Origin of the sequence: Roseibium aquae (assembly GCF_008711285.1) — a bacterium.
Lineage (GTDB): Bacteria > Pseudomonadota > Alphaproteobacteria > Rhizobiales > Stappiaceae > Roseibium > Roseibium aquae.
This window is the reverse complement of sequence record NZ_VXDC01000031.1, coordinates 1-3,381: the sequence shown is the minus strand read 5'-3', so window position 1 is coordinate 3,381 and position 3,381 is coordinate 1. Positions and strand designations below refer to the sequence as shown.

General features: G+C 57.6%; 5 protein-coding genes. 3 read left to right on the top strand and 2 right to left on the bottom strand.

Features of this window, described 5'->3' with window-relative positions; translation table 11 throughout:
- The first annotated feature begins 328 nt into the window (after positions 1-328).
- From F0184_RS20410 to F0184_RS20400, 3 genes are all read left to right on the top strand, one after another.
- Positions 329-535, top strand: a complete 207-nt coding sequence (locus F0184_RS20410) for a hypothetical protein (protein ID WP_150497978.1) — start codon at positions 329-331, stop codon at positions 533-535.
- A gap of 132 nt (positions 536-667) precedes the next feature.
- Complete coding sequence (locus tag F0184_RS20405; protein ID WP_150497977.1) at positions 668-859, top strand: hypothetical protein; 192 nt, start codon at positions 668-670, stop codon at positions 857-859.
- A gap of 31 nt (positions 860-890) precedes the next feature.
- Positions 891-1,097, top strand: coding sequence for a hypothetical protein (locus F0184_RS20400; RefSeq protein WP_150497976.1), 207 nt, complete (start codon positions 891-893; stop codon positions 1,095-1,097).
- A gap of 75 nt (positions 1,098-1,172) precedes the next feature.
- On the opposite strand, the gene F0184_RS20395 is transcribed toward F0184_RS20400, so the two are convergent.
- Both F0184_RS20395 and F0184_RS20390 read right to left on the bottom strand, forming a co-directional pair.
- Positions 1,173-2,372 (bottom strand): phage major capsid protein, encoded by a 1,200-nt coding sequence (locus tag F0184_RS20395; protein WP_150497975.1) that lies wholly within the window; start codon positions 2,370-2,372, stop codon positions 1,173-1,175.
- 4 nt (positions 2,373-2,376) lie between these two features.
- Positions 2,377-3,051, bottom strand: coding sequence for an HK97 family phage prohead protease (locus F0184_RS20390; RefSeq protein WP_172972185.1), 675 nt, complete (start codon positions 3,049-3,051; stop codon positions 2,377-2,379).
- Between the last annotated feature and the right edge of the window lie 330 nt (positions 3,052-3,381).

Genomic DNA, 3,381 nt, shown 5'->3' with positions numbered 1-3,381 from the left:
GTTAACTCAGCCCGGTGAAGGTTTGGTCAGCTTTGCGAGAGTACGTGTCTAGTTTATCCACCCTTGCACCGCCCAAAAGCTTAGGTTTTTGCGTGCTTTTATGGTACAATTAGAGCCATAAAATGAAGCAAATACAGAGGCTTAACTATGGAAAAACTCGGTCGTCCAAGGTCACCCAGGACAGAACAAATCCACACAAAGCTGCGGCCGGAAGTCGCCAGCGCAATTTCAGCCGAAGCGGCCCGCCGGGGGGTTAGCAAGGGGCTGATCATCGAGGAAGCGTGGCGGCTTTATGAAGTAACCGGCGGATTGAATGGGTAGGTGCGGCATGTTTGAATATGACCCGGAGATTGACGATCTGTGCGAAAACCGCCCCGTGATCATGGCGCGCCCCTTGGATCGGTCACGGCCAAAGGAAAATTGGGTCCAGATCCGCACCGATGCCGACAATCAGCTTTATTTAGAATTGCCGGACCAGCTGCGGGAAGCGGATATCACGGCCCGTGGCGCAACCTTCATTCGGCTGGCACGATGAAGGCGGCCCAAGTCTGGAAGGCCTCAGAAAGCCGTTCAAGGGGTCTGTGCGCGTTCTGACGTGCTCAGGCAAGCGTTACCAGCCGGATTCAACAAACGCGCTCTGTGCGCTTATTTTTGAGGATTTGAAAAGATGAAGACAATCGACGTTAAGGAAGTTGCTCGCATGTTGCGCGTGGTTGCCGACCGCCTGGAAGGTGGGAACATCGAAAGCCAGGAAGCTTACAACGAGCTAATGTGGAACCTGCACGCGGTGCACAAATCGGCCGGCACGATGATCCGGCAACTTGATGAGATGTATGAAGCCGCGCGCGTTGTGAATTAAACTGCCGCCTGCCATTCGGGCACGGGCTGAAATGCGGCTGGCGGAAGAATACGACGCAGCGCAAGAGCGGGGCGAGGTGAAGGGGCACGGGCACAAAAGTGATGTTCCGGACTGGAACAACACTCCATCTGCCGCCGAACTCGGCCTGCGCCGCAAGGATATCCACGAAGGCCGGAAGATCCGGGACGCCGAGCGCGAAAAACCCCCGGACGCCATCAGGGAAGCGTCCAGGGGTTAAACCAGCGCCGCAAAAGAGCGAGGAAAGCAGCGCCAGCAATCAGGCGGAGCGACTGACAAGCCCCGCCCAATTTCGTTAGCTAGCCGCGCACTTGATGAAGCGCAGGGCGTGGGTGTCCGTCACCTGTCCACCCACTCGCCGCCGGATGTACCAGCGCAGTTGACCGGGCACCGAAATATTGTCATCCAGCGTGATCCGCAGGCCTTGCAGGTCAACAATCGTATAGGCTCTCTCAAAGTCGCCAAAGGCAACCGGGTGAGTATTGGTGCCGATATCCGGCATGGCCTCATCGATTGCAACCGGATACCCCAGGAGCAAAGGCGGCTGGCCAGCCAACATGCTTTCGCTCCAGAGGTAGCGCCCTTCCGCGTCCTTGAACTTCCGAATAACCCCGGCCGTTGCGCTGTTCATCAGCCAGCGTGCATTCTGGCGATAAGGCGCCCGCAGATCGTAAACGGCCTGCACCAGAACGTCGCCCGGATTGCCCGGAGGGCTTGCCGTTTGATCCCCGCCAAAGCTATCCGCAAAGCCGGTCGGGAGGTACTTGAACGAACCTTCCGGCCGTGCCGGACTGTCAAAATCGCCCGCTGACACAATCGGAGCGGTCAGAAGCCCGGTCGGCTTTTTCGTGCCGTTGCCGATCAGAAAAGCTTCGCCCTCGGTTAGCGCCAATTCTTCAACAGTCCGCCGGACCAGCCAGCTTTGAATGTCGAACATCGCGTCGTTAACGATCTCTTCAGAAGCCGTTATCAGCGCGTAGTTTGTGCCGAAGGTCGGCGCAACCTCATGAAGCTGCGGTGTGTTGGTCGCGGAGCGCGTGTCACCTTCACCGGCCCATCCACTCGAAGACCCGGCAACATCCACCAGAATTTTGAAGTCGCTGGTCGATGCCGTTTCGACCCGGCAAATTTGCCGCATGACTGAAACGTCCCGCAGCCGCGCGCGAATGTCGGTGCTGATCACTTCCGGGATTGCATAGCCGCCGCCCGCGTCCGTCGCGCCTGAGACCGCCTTGGCCTCAAGCTCGGCCTTGACCTTTTGCGAATAGGGATTGCGCAAGTAAGCGCCAAACGCTTGCTTTGCCTCCCGATCTTCCAGACTTTCGCCGCCCGGTCGATAGCCGCCCAGGTCAGAGCGGCCCGCAAGGGTCTCCAGGCGATCAATCCGGCTGTCCAAGGCCCGCTGGCCGTCGCGCGCGCTCTTGACCTCTTGCGCAAGCATTTGAGCGCTTTTGTGATGCGCCGCAATGGCGTCTTTCAATTCCCGCATTTCCATTGTTTCAACCCTTCAAAATGGTGTCGATATCGTGGGTGGCCGCTTTCAGTGCAGCCGTAATGTCTTCGATCTCCACGGCGTGCCGGTCCCCCGGCCATCCCCCGTGGGCGATCCGCTTGGCAAGCGCATTGGGTGCGCCGCCTGATTTCAGGAAGCGTTCCAGATCGCCCCGGCTGTTCACCTGGTCAAAATCTGAGGAACGTTTGAGGCGAGCGTTTGTGTTTGCCGGGAATGTCACCAGGCTCACTTCCCACAGTTCGGCCTTGGTAATCTGGCGGAGCCCTTCCGGCGTCATCTCGGCCCCGTCAGACTGAACCCGGAACCCGATTGAAAGGCCATTGAGAGCCCCTTGCTTGACCAGGGATGCGGCCTCTCGGCCCCGCTGGGTCTCAAGGTTCAACTGGCCTTTTACGTATAGCCCAGTCTCATCCTCGCGGATCTCGGTCCAGAGCCCAATCACATCGCTAGTGGAATGCTGCCAGAGCATGACCACATCGGACGCTTGCCGCCCTTTGAGGGTCTCCGCAAAAGCTCCAGCGCGGATGATGTCGCCATAAGTATCCGGCTGATCGCCGAACGTTGCGCCATACCCCGCTATCGTTGCGGTGTTGCCGCTGCTGGCGAACTTGAGTTCAAGGGGCGCGCCCTTGTCCAAAATTGTCGATTGTTTGAGAAGCAAATGCGTTCTCCCTTTCCTGCAATACGAGCGCACTTTGCGCCGGTTCGCCGTTCCATCCGCATAGCGCGGCCCGGAAAGGGGTCTTAGCGGCTTGCCCGCATAGCACGGCGCAAATCAACTGTTAGGAATATGATCCTAAATTATCCAAAAGTAAATATTCGATTTGACTTATACACAGAACTAATCAAATAATTACCTGTTTCCGGCTCCTTTTTGCTTCTTACCTCGCGCGCGGGCGTGAAAAAACTGTGTTAGCGTTTAATCGCTTCTCCCCGCGCCGTTCCCTAAACCTTTCATTCTAAAGAATTGACCACCCCCCCCAGGTCTGAA

Excerpts from the sequence above, each read along its gene's own strand:
- F0184_RS20410 (WP_150497978.1), top strand. The coding sequence starts at position 329 with ATGTTTGAATATGACCCGGAGATTGACGATCTGTGCGAAAACCGCCCC.
- F0184_RS20400 (WP_150497976.1), top strand. The coding sequence starts at position 891 with ATGCGGCTGGCGGAAGAATACGACGCAGCGCAAGAGCGGGGCGAGGTG.
- F0184_RS20405 (WP_150497977.1), top strand. The coding sequence starts at position 668 with ATGAAGACAATCGACGTTAAGGAAGTTGCTCGCATGTTGCGCGTGGTT.
- F0184_RS20395 (WP_150497975.1), bottom strand. The coding sequence starts at position 2,372 with ATGGAAATGCGGGAATTGAAAGACGCCATTGCGGCGCATCACAAAAGC.